This is a genomic window from Brevundimonas mediterranea, from assembly GCF_011064825.1.
In the GTDB taxonomy this organism is placed as follows: Bacteria; Pseudomonadota; Alphaproteobacteria; order Caulobacterales; family Caulobacteraceae; genus Brevundimonas; species Brevundimonas mediterranea_A.
On record NZ_CP048751.1, the window covers coordinates 1,929,807 to 1,942,320 of the forward strand.

A 12,514-nucleotide genomic window follows, 5' to 3' on the forward strand; every position below is an offset into this window, starting at 1 on the left:
CAGGTTTATTGGTCGGCCTATTGGGGCGCCCTGAGTGTCGTAACTTGCGGCCTGTCAAACTCGGATTGGATCCTTATGGCATACCTGCCCATCAGAGAGACGCTTGCTAAGTCACCTTAGGACTGAAGCGCTCGCCAATCCGTTCCGCAAGCGCCCGAACTGGGTCATCGCTCAAATGGGCGTACCGTTCTGTAGCGCGGCTGTTGGCGTGTCCCAGCGCCTTGCCGATCATCGGGAGGCTGGCCCCGTCGGCCAAGGCGAAGCTTGCGAAACTGTGGCGCAGGTCGTGGATGCGCACGCCTTCCAGCTTGGCTTTGGGGAGCACCTTGTCGCGCCAGATCTTGGACTCGGACGTCGCATATCCGTTGTCGCCCTTGGTGGCCGGGAAGACGAACTGGCTTCGCCCGCGCGTCTTGTAGAGACGCTGCAGGATTCCGAAGGCCATGTCGTTGAGCGAGATCCGACGATCCCCCGTGCGCCCACCGGCCTTGGTGCGGCTCGGCGGCAGCACGAGCCGGCGCCGGTCGAAGTCGACCTCCGTCCAGCGCAGACCAGCGATCTCGTTGCGCCGCGCACCCGTCAGAAGCAGAAGCCGATAGACCGCGCCCTGCCGTTCGGAGATCGTCGCATCCGCTTCCAGAGCGTCGAGCGCGGCGATCAGGTCCTGGGCCTGGGACTCGGACAGGAAGCGCTCGACCGCCGGTCGGCGCTTGCGTTCGACCTTCGCGCAGGGGTTCGGGCCGGCGAAATGGCCCTTATCGATCGCCCAGTTGAAGGTCGCCCGCAGGGTGGAATAGGTGCGGTCAGCGATGCCTGCTCCGCCCTTCACGATGGATCGACCACGAAATTTGGTCTTTACATCCTTGGCGGTCTTCCCGGCCGTGATCGATCGGATCATCCCGGTGATGTGGTCGCGGGTGACCGTATCAAGCGCCATCTTCCCAAGCAGGGGCGCGACGTGGCGCTCGAGGTTGGTCCGGTCCATGGCCCATGACGAATCCCGTTTGGTCGGTTTGTCGTCCGGCCCTTTCTCCAGATACAACTCGACCAGGCCTTTGACGGTGAGGCCCTCGATGCGCCTGCGGGCTTCTCCGGGATCGATGCCGCGCCGCGCATCGACCACCACCGACGCCGCCTCCTTGCGAGCCCGATCCGCCGTGAGCTTGTCCGGCCCATCCCCATGCTCGCCAAGCGTCAGCCAGCGCTGGATCCCGCGGACCCGATATTTGATGGCGAACATCCTTCGGACAGGCTTGGCGGCATGGCCCTGTCGGGTTTCGGTCCCGGGATAGATCCGGAGGCAGAAGCCTGCGATCTCGCTGTCCCAAATTCGACCCTCGCCGCTCTCCGGAACGGGCGCGCTCTCAACCACGCGCTTGGTGAGTTTTTGCTTCGTCATGGCGATGGAAATCTACGCTCATTTCCGAGCCACCGCTACCACTCCGCTACCAACTCAAGTGAAACCGGGCGAAACGCTCCGTAACCGGATAAACAAGAAAACCTAGTTAAAACAACATACAAAACTGATTTTTGGAACGTGCTGAAAAGCCCGGAAATGCTGATCCCCAACCTTGCCAAGGTTGGGGTCGAGAGTTCGAATCTCTTCGCCCGCTCCAGTCGAGACCAAGGTAGACAAGCAGTTAGCCTTCCCCTCCGGGGTCCCAAACTGCTTCCCAGTCACCCGAGCGACCCTCTGGGAAGCAAATGGGAAGCAGTGGGAAGCGCAAAATATCGCATCGTATAAAGTCACGGCGTAACTCCATTGCGTTGGTGTGATTTTGCGCGCGCGCTGACGAGCGTGCAAACAGAAAGCTCACAGGTTTGACGGCGAGGTCAGAGGCGCGTTGGCGGCCCGTCTGAAGGCGTTCGGCCGTTCTCTGGTCAGGTGTCTGCGATGCCAGCCAAAGAGCGGTTCAGTAGGGCCAAGGCCTCAGCGAGGTGCGCCTGCACGGCGACGGGCGACATATTCAAGTGCAGCCCAATCTCATCGTATCGCAGGCCCGCCATGCGATGGAGAAGAAATACATCTCGCGCCTCGGGTGGAAGTTCGGCGATGGCCTGAATTAGGGCCTGCCGTTCACCGGATGGCGGGCCGCGCCGAGCTCGCCGTTTCCGTCGGACCTTGAGAGCGGTCAGTCCTTTGATGGAGCGCGAGCCTAGGAGCGGGCGGATGTGGGTGTCGATCCGACTCTGATCCATGTCCAAGGTGGCGGGCTTGATGGGGCGCCGCCGCCGTCCAAGGATACGGCCCGACCGGGCGTGTTCCAGATACCAGTCGCAAAGCTCGCCCACCGTGAGGCCGTTGCGCATGGCGCGCCGTTCCTCCGACGGGTCTTCGCCGCGCGCGACGGCGGCGAGTTTCTGGCGGGCGAGGTCGCGGGCCTGGTGGACGGTCAATGCGCCGTGTTTGCCCAGGACGAGCCTTCGCGTCCGGCCTTCGGTGTTTCGGTACTGGACGAGATAGGTCTTGGAGCCCGTCGCCCTGGCGCGGACGCCGAAGCCCCGCAACTCGCTGTCCCATTCGAAGATGTCTGGGCCGCCTTTGGCGTCGAGCGCCTCAATGATCCGTTTGGTGAGCTTTCCCATGTCCCGCTTCTTTCAATGACTGATGTTCTCCGAAGTGCTTCCCAATTTTTGAGGCGGGGCTCTGGGAAGCACATGGGAAGCAGCAGAAGGGGTATTCGCCGGATATCCGGGCGAAGGGGAGGGTGGGGTATGTTGTATATTAGCGCAACGATATCGGCCGGTTATCGTAGAATCGGCGGTGATTAGAAACTGTAGAGAAAACGCTGTTTTTCGATTGCCAAGGTTGGGGTCGAGAGTTCGAATCTCTTCGCCCGCTCCAAGTCGAGACTGACAAAATCAGGGGCCTGTCGTTCTCGGCAGGCCCCGATTTTTTTGCCCTAGATCAACCCGGCGGCGAGGGTCAGGAGGCCCAGTCCGAGCGACGGGGGCGCGCGGAGAGCCAGCCATCCTTGGGGCGTCATGCCGGCGGCCTTGAGCCGGAGATCGACGCTCAGGCTGGCGGCGATGAGAACTCCCAGGATGATCAGGGATGGGCCGGGCCAGGTCTGGCCGGTCGCCCAGGGCCAGGCCGTCGCCAGGGCCGCGTCGCCCCACCACGCGCCATGGCGGCCAGACCCCACCAGACCCCGCCCAGGAAGCTGAAGATCAGGGCAGCGTAGGCGTAGGCGAGGCTGAGGGCCGCGAACCGGACGTCCGGCCCGCCGAGGATCAGGACCGCGACCGCCGCCGCTTGGGGCAGAAGTCCGGCGAAGCCCAACACGCGGGCGAAGGGCGGCAACACGGGGCGGCCGGTCATTTCGGCATCCATCGGATATCGGCCATCGGTCATCGATCTGGGCGGCGTCTGATCCAGGTTATAGAAATTTGCGTATAGGATTGCGACTGCGCGCTGCGTGCCCGGAAGGCCGTCGTCGTTGATGACTGGAGCCTTTCCTTGCCCCCAACCCCGACCCTAGCCCCGACCAAGGCCCCGCTGCTCGTCTGGTACGACGGCGGCTGCCCCCTGTGCCGCCGTGAGATCGCCTTGATGCGGCGGCTGGATCGCCGGGACGCGATCCAGTTCGTCGATGTGGCCTCAGGCGATGACGCGTCCTGTCCCCTGGATCGCGACGCCCTGCTCGCCCGGTTCCACGCCAGCGAGGACGGGCGGCTGTTGTCCGGAGCGGCCGCCTTTGCCGCCATGTGGCGGGCCATTCCCCTGCTGCGGCCCCTCGGGCTGGCGGCGCGCGCGCCCGCAGTGCTGGCGGGGCTAGAAGCCGCCTATCGGGTGTTTTTGAAGGTGCGACCCCGGCTTCAGGCCCTGGCCCGCAAGGCGGGGTGAGCCATGGCCATGCTGCGGCTGGTGCTGGGCGACCAGCTGTCCGATGGCCTGTCGGCGCTGGAGGGGCTTGAGCCCGGGGTCGATGCGGTCCTGATGGCCGAGGTGCGCGACGAGGCGGCCTATGTCCGCCATCACAAGCAGAAGATCGCCCTGACCTTCGCGGCCATGCGCGGCCATGCAGAGCGGCTGGCGGCGCGGGGCGTGCGGGTGCGCTATGTGCGGATCGACGATCCTGAGAACAGCGGTTCGATCACCGGGGAACTGGCTCGGGCTCTGGACGCCGGCGACTATGGGCGGGTCGTTCTGACCGAATGCGGCGAATGGCGGCTGGCTGAGCATCTGGCGGCCTTTGCGGAAGGGGCGAGCCTGCCGGTTGAAATCCGCGAGGATCGACGTTTCGTCTGTTCGCACGACCGGTTCCGGCGCTGGGCCTCGGGCAAGTCGCAGCTGCGGATGGAGTTCTTCTATCGCGAGATGCGGCGCGAGACCGGCCTGCTGATGGACGGCGCGCAGCCGGAGGGCGGGCGCTGGAACTATGACGCCGAGAACCGCAAGAAACTGCCGCGCGGCATGACGCCGCCGTCGCGGATGCGCATTCCGCCGAACCCGACTGCGCAGGACGCCATCGCCGATGTCGAGCGGCTGTTTGGGGACCATTTCGGGTCGCTGGAGGCCTTCGGCTGGCCGACGACGGCGGCGGAGGCCGAGGCGGTGCTGGCGCATTTCCTGGAGGCGATCCTGCCGTCGTTTGGCGACTGGCAGGACGCCATGGCGGAGGATCAGCCGTGGATGTGGCACGGGCTGATCTCGACCTCGCTGAATCTGGGCCTGCTCGATCCGCTGGACGTTTGCCGCCGGGCCGAGGCGGTCTATCGCGCCGGCCGCGCGCCCCTGAACGCCGTCGAGGGCTTCATCCGCCAGATCCTGGGCTGGCGGGAGTTCGTTCGCGGGATCTACTGGCTGAAGGCGCCGGAGTATCGGCTCAGGAACTTCCTGGACGCGGACCGGACCCTGCCGTGGTTCTACTGGTCCGGCGAGACGGACATGGCCTGCGTCGCCGATGCGGTGAAGACGACGCATGACAACGCCTACGCCCACCATATCCAGCGGCTGATGGTGACGGGAAACCTGGCCCTGTTGCTGGGTGTCCATCCCGACGCCGTGGACGATTGGTACATGGCCGTCTACGCCGACGCCTATGAGTGGGTGGAGATGCCCAATACGCGGGGCATGGCCCTGTTCGCCGACGGCGGAATCGTGGGGTCCAAACCTTATGCGGCGTCAGGGGCCTATATCGACCGGATGAGCGATTACTGCGGCGGCTGCCGCTATGACGTGAAGAGCAAGAGCGGCGACGCGGCCTGCCCCTTCAACCGACTTTACTGGGGCTTTCTGGAGCGCAATCGGGGCCGGCTGAGGGAGAATGTGCGGCTGGCCATGCCGTATCGCACCCTGGACGGTTTCGGCGTAGCCAGGCGCGCGGCGCTAGCGGCCGAGGCGGAAGCCTGTCGCAAACTGCTGGGCGCGACGCCAAAGGATTGAGCGGGAACCTCGACTGGAACCTCGACGCGGGCTGCGGGATTTGCTTGGCTGTTCCGCAAATCGTGCACGAGGCCGCCTGTGATCCCTGTTCGTCGCCCCTTCCGTGTCCTGGCCGTCGCCGCCGTTGCGGCCTCGGCCCTGTCCGCCTGCGCCTATAACGAGGCGCTGGGGCGCAATCAGCTGCTGCTGGTGGACAACGCCGCCCTGTCGCAGCAATCGACCGCCGCCTGGCGCGAGGCCATCGCCAAGCCGGGCGTCCAGACCTCCGGCGCCCAGGTTGATCGGATACGGCGTGTCGGCGGGCGGCTGGTGCAGGCGGCGGGCCTGGGCGGCCGGACCTGGGACTACGCCGTCTTCAGCGAGAAGAGCCCCAACGCCTTCGTCCTCCCGTCCGGCCAGATCGGCGTGACCGACAGCCTGCTGGCCCTGGTCCAGAACGACGACCAGCTGGCCAGCGTCATCGGTCATGAGATCGGCCATGTCGTCGCCAACCACGCGGCCGAGCGCGCCTCGAGCCAATCGCTGACCGCTGTCGGTCTGGCGGCCGTGGGCGGTGCGGCGGGACGCTATGGCGATGCGGTCAACGCCTATGGCGGTCTGGCGGCCCAGTACGGACTGCTGCTGCCCTATTCGCGGCGCGATGAGCTGGAGGCCGACCGGCTGGGCGTGGACTATATGGCGGCGGCGGGGTTCAGGCCCTCACAAGCCGTCGCCCTGTGGCGACTGATGGCGGCGCAACGCCAGGCCAGCGTCCCGCAGTTCGCCTCGACCCACCCGTCGGATGCGACGCGGATCGATCTGCTGCAGCAATATATCGCCAGCAAGGGCTGGAACTGATCAGACCTTGATGTCGAGATAGGTGCCCGGGCGCATGATCCGGGGCGTTTCCCCATCGGCTGCCGGCGGCGGCGCAATCGGGCGGGTCGCAGTGGCCACCGGCGCCTGGGCCTGAATCGGTGTGGTTTGAACCTGGGCCGCCTGGACCTGATTCATCGCGGCGCGGAAGAAGGCGGCCTGGGCGTTTCGCGCAGACGGAGCCTCGCCCACGGACGTGGGCAGGGACTGCGGCAAACCGGGGCGAATCGCGCTCATGCCCAATCGTTAACGCATCCGGAGCGATCAATCGTTAACAAGGCCTCTCGAAAGAGGGTTAACGCGCTTTTTCGTTCGGCAGGGGTCTCGGCGGGGCCTGCATGGAGGCGACGAGTCGTTCGATGTCGGCGTCGTTCAGCAGGGGACCGGACTGTTTGGCGGTGATCCGGCCCATGGCGTCGACGGCGAAGGTCTCGGGCACGCCGGATATGCCCAGGTCCAGACCGGCCCGACCCTCGCGGTCCACCAGAACCATGGAATAGGGGGCGCCCAGCTCGTCCAGGAAGGCGCGGGTGGCGACCGGCTCGTCCTTGTAGGCCACGCCGACGACGGCGATCCCCCGCGCCTTCAACGCCAGCAGCTTGGGGTGTTCGATCCGGCAGGGGGCGCACCAGGAGGCGAAGACATTGACCAGCATGGGCCGGCCCACGCCCGCTGTCTTCAGGTCCAGATTGCCGGGTCCGGCGGTATCGCCGGTCAGCATGGGCAGAACCGTTTCGGGGATGGGCTGGCCGACCATGGCGTCGGGCTTGAAGGCCGGATCGCGTTTCAGCGACCAGCCGATGAACAGGGCGGCGAGCGCGCTGAGCACCACCAGGGGCAGGAGGGCCAGCCAGCGGTTCATTCTTTTGGCCCTACCGCGCTTTGCGCTACTTGAGGGCGATTGGAGTCTGCGGCGTCTGATGTCGCGCTCTGGTCTTTTTCCAGACGCTCGAGTTCGCGCTTCCATTTGCGGGAGGCGATGACGGCGCGGGCGACCAGGGCCGCCAGCACCAGGGTGCTGACGCCCCAGGCGGGCCAGACGAAGGCGGCGTAGGGGGTCATGTCGAGGTCGAGCATCTTACGCCTCCAGCGCCTTTCGGGCGCGCAGGGTCAGGACGCGGCGACGGCGGACCTCGGTGCGGATCGCCGTCAGCCACAGGGCCGAAAACAGCACGCCATAGGCCGCCAGCATGGTCAGGAAGGGCGGCAGATAGACCGGGTCCAGGCCCGAGGATCCGGGGGTCAGGAAGCTGGCCGGCTGGTGCAGGGTGTTCCACCAGTCGACCGAGAATTTGACGATGGGCAGGTTGATCAGGCCGACCAGGCCCAAGACGGCGGCGGCGCGGGCGCCCTTCTGCTCGTCGTCGATCGAGGCCCGCAGCGCCATATAGCCGAGGTAGAAGAGAAACAGGACCAGCACGCTGGTCAGGCGCGCGTCCCACACCCACCATGTCCCCCACATCGGTTGGCCCCACAGCGAGCCGGTGAACAGGGCCAGGGCCGTGAAGGCGGCGCCGGGCAGGGCGGCGGCGCGGGCGGCGGCGTCGGCCAGGGCGTGGCGGAACACCAGGGCGAAGAAGCTGGAGACGCCCAGGGCCGAATAGGCGCCCAGACCCCAGACGGCGGCGGGCACATGGACGAACATGATCCGCACCGTGTCGCCCTGCTGATAGTCGGCAGGGACGGTGAAGCTGAGCCAGGTCCCGACCGCCAGCAGCACGGCCGCGACCGCCCAGAGCAAGGGCGTCAGGGGGCCGGTGAAGGCCATGAAACGCTGCGGGTTGGACAGGCCGAACATGGCGTCAGCGATTACGCGGGGTCGCGACGGCGGGCAAGCGGCGGATCACCTCCGTCATCCCTGGGCGTTCCTGACCGCCGCCGCCCCGGCGAAGGCGGCGATGACGCCGGCGAACAGGACATAGGCGCCCAGGAAGGCCAGGGCCGGGGCGGGCGACTGGCCCGAGGCGGCGCGTTCCAGCGCCCCGGCGCCGAAGACGACCGGGGGGATAAACAGGGGCAGGACCACGACGGCGATCAACAGCCCGCCCCGCTTCGCCCCAAGGGCCAGGGCGGCGCCCAGGGTTCCGGTGCAGGCGAAGCCCGCCCCGCCGATCAGGGCCGACAAGGCGGTGAGCGGGACCAGGGCCGGCGGCAGGCCCAGGGCCAGGGCCGCGACCGGGGCGGTGAGGGCCAGGGGCAGGCCGACGGCGATCCACTGGGCCAGGGCCTTGATCAGAACGACCGATTCCAGCGGCAGATGGCCAAGGGCCAACAGGTCCAGCGCCCCGTCCTCCAGATCCCGCTCGAACAGCCGCTCCAGCGACAGCAGCGAGGCCAGGGCCAGGGCCAGCCAGGCGATCCCTCCCGCCACGGGCGAAAGCGTGCGCGGATCGCCCCCGACAGCCAGGGGCAGGACGGCGGTCAGACAGGCGAAGAAGCCGCAGGCCAGCAGGGGGCCGCCCCCGCCGCTCCAGGCCAGGTCCAGCTCCCGCTCCAGCAGCACGCGCGTCGCGCCGCGCAGGCCGGGCGGGCGGGGTTCGGCGTCTATCTGACGGCTCACGTCAGGCCTCCCAGGTCCAGGCTGCGGGCCGGGAGGGGCAGGGGGTCGTGGACGGCGGCGAGGATCAGGCCGTCCGCGTCGAGATGGCGGCGCATCTGGTCGGCGAAGACGGCGCGCCAACGGGCGTCCAGCGGGGCCATCGGCTCGTCCAGCAGCCACAGGGCGCGCGGCGATCCGACCAGCCGGCCCATGGCCAGGCGTCGGCGCTGGCCGGAGGATAGACGTCGCACCTCGAGATCGAGCATAGGCTTCAGGCCGAAAGCTTCGACCGCATCGTCCATGCCGCATTGGACATGGCCCAGCCAGTCGCACTGGAAGCCCAGTTCTTCGCGCGCCGTTCGGCTGGTCTTCAGTCCGTCCTGATGGCCGAGGAAATGGGTTTCGCGGCCGCGCGCCAGCCGCTCGTCCAGCGGATTGCCGTCGCCGTCGTGGAAGGCGACCTCTCCCGCATCCGGCCGCAACAGGCCGGCGATCGTTCGCAGCAGACTGGTCTTGCCCGCGCCGTTGGCGCCCGTCAGCACCACGGCTTCCCCGGCTTGGATGCGCAGGTCGAGCCCCTGGAATAGGAGGCGCTCGCCGCGTGAGACGGTCAGGTCGGAGATCGAAAGGGTGTGGATCATTGGAAAATCTCCCTCCCCTTTATGGGGAGGGACGGCGAGGCGTCAGCCGAGCCCGGGTGGGGGCGTGTCCGCCGATGCGATCCTGACGGCCCCACCCTGATCGCTGCGCGATCGTCCCTCCCCATGAAGGGGAGGGAGAAATACGAGAGGGAGAAGAATGCCTTTGTTTTGAGAACCTTTCTCAATGTCCGCATCAAGGGTGTGGACACATGGACGGTGCGCGATGAGCGGACTATAGGCACGATTGCCGCAGCAGGCTTTCGCCGCGCGCGCAGGGGCCCTGTGAGCCGCTGCGTCTGCCGCGCGAAGGCGCAACCGGATTGTCGGGCGGCGCTGACCAGAGGAAAACTCTCCATGCCGTCCACCGACAGCTTCAACACCCGCCAGGACCTTTCCGTCGGGCGCAAGAAATACGCCTATTACAGCCTTCCGGCCGCCGAGGAAGCGGGTCTGACCGGGATTTCCCGTCTGCCGCGCTCGATGAAGGTGCTGCTGGAGAACCTGCTGCGCAACGAAGACGGCGTCTCGGTGACGCAGGACGACCTGAAGGCCGTCGCCGCCTGGGTCGAGAACAAGGGCTCGGTCGAGCACGAGATCGCCTTCCGCCCCGCCCGCGTCCTGATGCAGGACTTCACCGGCGTGCCCGCCGTGGTCGACCTGGCAGCCATGCGCGACGCCATGAGCGCCCTGGGCGCCGACGCCGCCAAGATCAATCCGCTGGTCCCGGTCGATCTGGTCATCGACCACTCGGTCATGGTCGATCACTTCGGCACGGCCAAGGCCTTCGGTCAGAACGTCGAGCGCGAATATGAGCGCAACATCGAGCGCTACAACTTCCTGCGCTGGGGTTCGTCGGCCTTCAACAACTTCCGCGTCGTGCCCCCCGGCACCGGCATCTGCCACCAGGTGAACCTGGAGAACCTGGCCCAGACCGTCTGGACCCTGGACGAAGGCAAGAAGACCGTCGCCTATCCCGACACTGTCGTCGGCACCGACAGCCACACCACCATGATCAACGGCCTGGCCGTCCTGGGCTGGGGCGTCGGCGGCATCGAGGCCGAGGCCGCCATGCTGGGCCAGCCGATCCCGATGCTGATCCCCGAGGTCATCGGCTTCAAACTGACCGGCCGTCTGCCGGAAGGCACGACCGCCACCGACCTGGTGCTGACCGTCACCCAGATGCTGCGCAAGAAGGGCGTGGTCGGCAAGTTCGTGGAGTTCTTCGGCGACGCCCTGCCGAACATGACCATTGAGGACCAGGCGACCATCGCCAACATGGCCCCGGAATACGGCGCCACCTGCGGCTTCTTCCCCGTCTCGGCCGCCACCATCGGCTATCTGACCGCCACGGGCCGCGACAAGGCGCGCGTCGCCCTGGTCGAAGCCTACGCCAAGGCCCAGGGCCTGTGGATCGACGAGACCTCGGAAGACCCGGTCTTCACCGACGTGCTGGAACTGGACCTGGCCACCGTCGTGCCGTCGCTGGCCGGACCGAAGCGTCCGCAGGACCGCGTCGAACTGACCACCGCCGCCCCGGCCTTCGAAACCGCCCTGGTCGACGTCTTCGCCCGTCCGACCGACGCCCCGCGCGCGGCCGTCGAGGGTGAGAAGTTCACGGTCGGCGACGGCGACGTCGTCATCGCCGCCATCACCTCCTGCACCAACACCTCCAACCCGTCGGTCCTGATCGCCGCGGGCCTGGTGGCGCGCAAGGCCCATGCGCTGGGCCTGAAGGCCAAGCCCTGGGTCAAGACCTCGCTGGCCCCCGGCTCGCAGGTCGTCACCGACTATCTGACCGACGCCGGCCTGCAAAAGGACCTGGACGCTCTGGGCTTCAACCTGGTCGGCTACGGCTGCACCACCTGCATCGGCAACTCGGGCCCGCTGGATCCGGCGATCTCGAAGGCGATCAACGACAACGCCCTGGTCGCGACCTCGGTCCTGTCGGGCAACCGCAACTTCGAAGGCCGGGTGAACCCGGACGTCCAGGCCAACTATCTGGCCTCGCCGCCGCTGGTCGTGGCCTACGCCATCGCCGGCTCGATGCGGATCGACATCACCAAGGATCCGATCGGCCAGGACAAGAAGGGCAATGACGTCTTCCTGAAGGACATCTGGCCGACCTCGCAGGAGATCGCCGACATCCAGAAGAAGTCGGTCACCCCGGCCATGTTCGCCAAACGCTACAAGGACGTGTTCAAGGGCGACAAGCACTGGCAGGCGATCAAGGTCGCCGGCGGCCAGACCTATGAGTGGGACGACGCCTCCACCTATGTCGCCAACCCGCCCTACTTCGAAGGCCTGTCCATGGACCTGACCCCGGTTCAGGACGTCGTCGAGGCGCGCGTCCTGGCCATCTTCGGCGACTCGATCACCACCGACCACATCAGCCCGGCCGGTTCGATCAAGAAGACCTCGCCCGCCGGCGTCTATCTGACCCACCACGGCGTCGAGGCGGCCGAGTTCAACAGCTACGGCGCCCGCCGCGGCAACCACGAAGTCATGATGCGCGGCACCTTCGCCAATATCCGCATCAAGAACCGGATCACGCCCGAGATCGAAGGCGGCGTCACGAAGCATTTCCCGTCGAACGACACCATGTCGATCTATGACGCCGCCATGCGCTACCAGTCGGAAGGCCGGCCGCTGGTCGTCTTCGCCGGCAAGGAATACGGCACCGGTTCGTCGCGCGACTGGGCGGCCAAGGGCACGCGCCTGCTGGGCGTTCGCGCCGTCATCGCCGAAAGCTTCGAACGCATCCACCGCTCCAACCTGGTCGGCATGGGCGTCGTGCCGCTTCAGTTCAAACAGGACGGCTGGCAGAAGCTGGGCCTGACCGGCGAGGAGATCGTCACCATCCGCGGCCTGTCCGACGCCAATGTCGGCAAGCTGCGTCCGCGTCAGGACCTGTGGGTCGAACTGTTCCGCCCGTCGGACGGCAAGATGGCCCGCTTCCCGGTCCGCTGCCGCATCGATAACCAGACCGAGATGGACTATCTGCTGGCCGGCGGCGTCATGCCCTACGTCCTGCGCAACCTGGCCCGCGGCCCGGAAACCGAGGCGCCGATCGCGGCTGAATAATCCGGCGAC

The 12,514-nt window shown here is 66.9% G+C and carries 13 protein-coding genes; 4 read left to right on the forward strand and 9 right to left on the reverse strand.

The window, feature by feature from the left end; translation table 11 throughout:
• Window positions 1–106 precede the first annotated feature (106 nt).
• The 3 genes from GYM46_RS09440 to GYM46_RS09450 all read right to left on the reverse strand — a co-directional run bounded on the left by GYM46_RS09440 (window position 107) and on the right by GYM46_RS09450 (window position 3,322).
• Window positions 107–1,399 carry a tyrosine-type recombinase/integrase gene (locus GYM46_RS09440; protein ID WP_035306125.1) on the reverse strand — a complete coding sequence of 431 codons (1,293 nt, stop codon included), beginning with the start codon at window positions 1,397–1,399 and terminating at the stop codon, window positions 107–109.
• A 482-nt stretch (window positions 1,400–1,881) separates the two neighbouring features.
• A complete protein-coding gene (locus GYM46_RS09445; RefSeq protein WP_008259777.1) occupies window positions 1,882–2,586 on the reverse strand; it encodes an integrase arm-type DNA-binding domain-containing protein in 705 nt (234 codons plus the stop codon).
• Window positions 2,587–3,049: 463 nt separating this feature from the next.
• Window positions 3,050–3,322 (reverse strand): DUF3429 domain-containing protein, encoded by a 273-nt coding sequence (locus GYM46_RS09450; RefSeq protein ID WP_198004302.1) that lies wholly within the window; start codon window positions 3,320–3,322, stop codon window positions 3,050–3,052.
• A 138-nt stretch (window positions 3,323–3,460) separates the two neighbouring features.
• On the opposite strand from GYM46_RS09450, the gene GYM46_RS09455 reads away from it, so the two are divergent.
• The 3 genes from GYM46_RS09455 to GYM46_RS09465 all read left to right on the forward strand — a co-directional run bounded on the left by GYM46_RS09455 (window position 3,461) and on the right by GYM46_RS09465 (window position 6,226).
• The gene (locus GYM46_RS09455; protein WP_050771674.1) at window positions 3,461–3,847 is read left to right on the forward strand and encodes a thiol-disulfide oxidoreductase DCC family protein; all 387 of its coding nucleotides are present in this window, start codon (window positions 3,461–3,463) and stop codon (window positions 3,845–3,847) included.
• Between the two features lie 3 nt (window positions 3,848–3,850).
• Window positions 3,851–5,389, forward strand: a complete 1,539-nt coding sequence (locus GYM46_RS09460; RefSeq protein WP_008263851.1) for a cryptochrome/photolyase family protein — start codon at window positions 3,851–3,853, stop codon at window positions 5,387–5,389.
• Between the two features lie 78 nt (window positions 5,390–5,467).
• The gene (locus tag GYM46_RS09465) at window positions 5,468–6,226 is read left to right on the forward strand and encodes a M48 family metallopeptidase (protein WP_008258901.1); all 759 of its coding nucleotides are present in this window, start codon (window positions 5,468–5,470) and stop codon (window positions 6,224–6,226) included.
• Here the strand turns inward: GYM46_RS09465 and GYM46_RS09470 are convergent, their stop codons facing one another.
• From GYM46_RS09470 to ccmA, 6 genes are read right to left on the reverse strand one after another with little or no spacing between them, the layout of a single operon-like run.
• Complete coding sequence (locus GYM46_RS09470) at window positions 6,227–6,481, reverse strand: hypothetical protein (protein ID WP_040349819.1); 255 nt, start codon at window positions 6,479–6,481, stop codon at window positions 6,227–6,229.
• A 58-nt stretch (window positions 6,482–6,539) separates the two neighbouring features.
• The gene (locus tag GYM46_RS09475) at window positions 6,540–7,106 is read right to left on the reverse strand and encodes a DsbE family thiol:disulfide interchange protein (protein WP_008261245.1); all 567 of its coding nucleotides are present in this window, start codon (window positions 7,104–7,106) and stop codon (window positions 6,540–6,542) included.
• A complete protein-coding gene (ccmD, locus tag GYM46_RS09480) occupies window positions 7,103–7,321 on the reverse strand; it encodes a heme exporter protein CcmD (RefSeq protein WP_008264393.1) in 219 nt (72 codons plus the stop codon). Before ccmD ends, GYM46_RS09475 begins: the two co-directional genes overlap by 4 nt.
• Before the next feature lies 1 nt (window position 7,322).
• Window positions 7,323–8,042 (reverse strand): heme ABC transporter permease CcmC, encoded by a 720-nt coding sequence (gene ccmC, locus GYM46_RS09485; RefSeq protein ID WP_008259219.1) that lies wholly within the window; start codon window positions 8,040–8,042, stop codon window positions 7,323–7,325.
• Between the two features lie 54 nt (window positions 8,043–8,096).
• Window positions 8,097–8,804, reverse strand: coding sequence for a heme exporter protein CcmB (ccmB, locus tag GYM46_RS09490; protein ID WP_008259007.1), 708 nt, complete (start codon window positions 8,802–8,804; stop codon window positions 8,097–8,099).
• Window positions 8,801–9,424 carry a heme ABC exporter ATP-binding protein CcmA gene (gene ccmA, locus GYM46_RS09495; protein WP_008261036.1) on the reverse strand — a complete coding sequence of 208 codons (624 nt, stop codon included), beginning with the start codon at window positions 9,422–9,424 and terminating at the stop codon, window positions 8,801–8,803. Before ccmA ends, ccmB begins: the two co-directional genes overlap by 4 nt.
• Window positions 9,425–9,778: 354 nt before the next feature.
• On the opposite strand from ccmA, the gene acnA reads away from it, so the two are divergent.
• On the forward strand, window positions 9,779–12,505 hold the full coding sequence (acnA, locus tag GYM46_RS09500) for an aconitate hydratase AcnA (RefSeq protein WP_008264282.1): 2,727 nt from the start codon (window positions 9,779–9,781) through the stop codon (window positions 12,503–12,505).
• Window positions 12,506–12,514: the final 9 nt, after the last annotated feature.

What these genes read in the sequence shown, in the direction of transcription:
- ccmC (WP_008259219.1), bottom strand. Translation starts at nt 8,042, where the DNA reads ATGTTCGGCCTGTCCAACCCGCAGCGTTTCATGGCCTTCACCGGCCCC.
- GYM46_RS09475 (WP_008261245.1), bottom strand. Translation starts at nt 7,106, where the DNA reads ATGAACCGCTGGCTGGCCCTCCTGCCCCTGGTGGTGCTCAGCGCGCTC.
- acnA (WP_008264282.1), top strand. Translation starts at nt 9,779, where the DNA reads ATGCCGTCCACCGACAGCTTCAACACCCGCCAGGACCTTTCCGTCGGG.
- ccmA (WP_008261036.1), bottom strand. Translation starts at nt 9,424, where the DNA reads ATGATCCACACCCTTTCGATCTCCGACCTGACCGTCTCACGCGGCGAG.
- GYM46_RS09445 (WP_008259777.1), bottom strand. Translation starts at nt 2,586, where the DNA reads ATGGGAAAGCTCACCAAACGGATCATTGAGGCGCTCGACGCCAAAGGC.
- GYM46_RS09440 (WP_035306125.1), bottom strand. Translation starts at nt 1,399, where the DNA reads ATGACGAAGCAAAAACTCACCAAGCGCGTGGTTGAGAGCGCGCCCGTT.
- ccmD (WP_008264393.1), bottom strand. Translation starts at nt 7,321, where the DNA reads ATGCTCGACCTCGACATGACCCCCTACGCCGCCTTCGTCTGGCCCGCC.
- GYM46_RS09460 (WP_008263851.1), top strand. Translation starts at nt 3,851, where the DNA reads ATGGCCATGCTGCGGCTGGTGCTGGGCGACCAGCTGTCCGATGGCCTG.
- GYM46_RS09470 (WP_040349819.1), bottom strand. Translation starts at nt 6,481, where the DNA reads ATGAGCGCGATTCGCCCCGGTTTGCCGCAGTCCCTGCCCACGTCCGTG.
- GYM46_RS09450 (WP_198004302.1), bottom strand. Translation starts at nt 3,322, where the DNA reads ATGACCGGCCGCCCCGTGTTGCCGCCCTTCGCCCGCGTGTTGGGCTTC.